At 35.7% G+C, this 2,468-nt stretch carries 1 protein-coding gene; it reads right to left on the bottom strand.

The window, feature by feature from the left end; all coding sequences use genetic code 11:
• On the bottom strand, positions 1–2,450 hold a 2,450-nt coding region (locus tag WGMM_RS03325), incomplete at its 3' end, for an ankyrin repeat domain-containing protein (RefSeq protein ID WP_240991892.1).
• Positions 2,451–2,468: the final 18 nt, after the last annotated feature.

Genomic DNA, 2,468 nt, shown 5'->3' with positions numbered 1-2,468 from the left:
TCACCTCCAGTTAACTCCTTATTTCCATCATCTACTAAGAAAATATTAGGACTATCCCTAAATCCTGTTGCTCTATCTCGACCTTTTCCCAAAGCAATTAAAGTACTATTTCCTGTCCTATCAGCTATATAAAATAGACCTATTGCATTATGACAAAGATAAGCGTTCTCACCTCCAACTTCAGAACGTATTGGACCAGTCGGAAGACAGAATAACTTACCTACATTTGAATTATCTGGTCTTGCTCTATGCCAAATAACATTATCTACTGTATTGCCAAGAAGTGCTAGATTATTTAAATCCATTTGGGGCTTATGTGATACTTCTTGGTCAGAATCTATAACTAACTCACCAGTGGGAAAAACATACCTTTGAATATCACTATGTTGTTTTAAGTACTCAAGCCCTTGATTAACTAGTTGGTTATTAACCTGTTTCTTTTCGATCAATTCTTCTATATACTGTTCAGGTTGCATACCCATAGATGCACGTAACCCTTCAGTAAATTTTTCGTTTCCTTTGAGATGAACAATCTGATCAATTTTATCAACTCTCTTTACTGCCATATGAATATCAGTGCAAAAAAATACTACAGCCCCAACCGCAGCTCCAATAGGACCAGTGACAGATGATACTCCTTCTAGCACTTCAAAAGCTTCAGCAACTTCTATGCCAATCTCTGCAGCATCAACTCCTAGGTAAATGCTATCTCCTATTACGCCAACCAATGCCTCATCAGTACCATTTTTAAATGCTTTTACCTGATTTACTAGATCATAGATAACAAAGGCAGAAGTACCACGAGCAAGAAAAGGAGATGCTGCTCTTAAAGAATTGCCAACTAATAACTTTCCTTCTGTAACTAATTTTAATCCTTTAAGAGAAGCAGCTTCAGCGATTTTAGCAAATCCTTGACCACCGGCTATAAAACCAACATTTACTGCTACACCTTGGTAATTTCCATTTAAAAAGTCAGCTAATACATTTTTAGCCATCATTCCATGCATTGCTATACCAGAGATTCTTTCTACTACAGTTAGATGACTCATGATTTTTTGATTACTGATCAGCCTATTAACTAGGCCTTGAAATCTGCCTTTAACTCTAGCCTCATCTGCTAGCTGAATTAGCTGAGAGCGCTTTTCCTCTGGTAGGTCTTTAACGTAATCAACAAATTTTTCACTATCTATTTCAACTTTACTAAAATCTCTGTTCTCATTTTTCTTCTCACTAAATTCATCTACATCTTCCCATGCGAATAAACATTCATTTTCAGCGTTTCTTTTATTCCTTCTTATACCACTACTTGTACTAGGCAGACATTCCCTAGCTGAAAATGACCCTGAAGTCCCTTCTTCTCTGTGTTGAGATTTAGATTCATCTTTTACATTAAAAAGTAAAGCTTTGATCTTTATAAGATTATCGTTTTCTGGATCTTGAGCTAGTTCTTTCTCTGCTAAATCTAGAGGAGTAAGGTTTCGATAATCTTTAATATCATAACTAGCACCTTTGTTTATCAGATACTCCACTATATCTAAGAAACCTCTTTCGGCAGCTAAATGTAGCGGTGTATACCCTTTATGGTCCTTTGCACCTAAATCAGCACCTTCTTTTATCAGATACTTCACTGTATCTAAGAAACCTCTTTCGGCAGCTAAATGTAGCGGTGTATACCCTTTATAGCTTTTCTCGTTTACATTAGACCTCTTTGTTACAAAATACTTTGCTAATTCTATACTACCCCTACTAGCAGCAGTATGTAAAGGAGTCATGCCATCACTATCTTTAGCTTCAATATTAGCTCCTCTATCAGCTACAAGGTATTTTACTACCTCTAATTGACCGCATGAAGCAGCAATATGTAAAAGAGTCATGTCATTTTCACTAAGAGAATCATAATCAGCTCCATTTTCTATAAGATACTTTACTATATTTAAGTTACCATTTTCAATAGCAAGCCTAAGAGGAGAATGGCCAAGATTGTCAGCAGAATTAACAAATCTAATTAGCATGCTTGGATATTTCATACGTCTTATATTGTTGATCAGGTGTTTAACTGCTTTTTCTCCTTGATTAAATCGAATAAGTAGACATAATGAAGTATATTGATATTCTCCATAGGTACGATCAAAACCTGGATCAGCAATTAATTTATCATGTCTACTTGCATAATTCAAAATCGAGGCAACGTTAGCAATGTCTCCCTCTTTTAGAGAAGGTTCTTTTATTAATTCTAGAGCTTCTCGCAGAACTTTCTCCTCTCTGTCTTGCTCTGTTTTCAAATTTAATCTTGTCACTTCTTGAACTAGTCTATGAATACTCAACATGCCTTGCTCTTTTTCATCATTTACCATAGAATACTCTACAAGTAAATCAACAGATGATTTTAATTGCTCTTCACTACCACCTGCTAGACTCAAAAACATCTCTCTTCTAATTTTCTCAGGCATGAGGTAAGCCACGATATT

Source organism: Wolbachia endosymbiont of Glossina morsitans morsitans, from assembly GCF_000689175.1.
Classification (GTDB): domain Bacteria; phylum Pseudomonadota; class Alphaproteobacteria; order Rickettsiales; family Anaplasmataceae; genus Wolbachia; species Wolbachia pipientis.
This window is presented reverse-complemented; position numbering and strand designations above follow the sequence as displayed.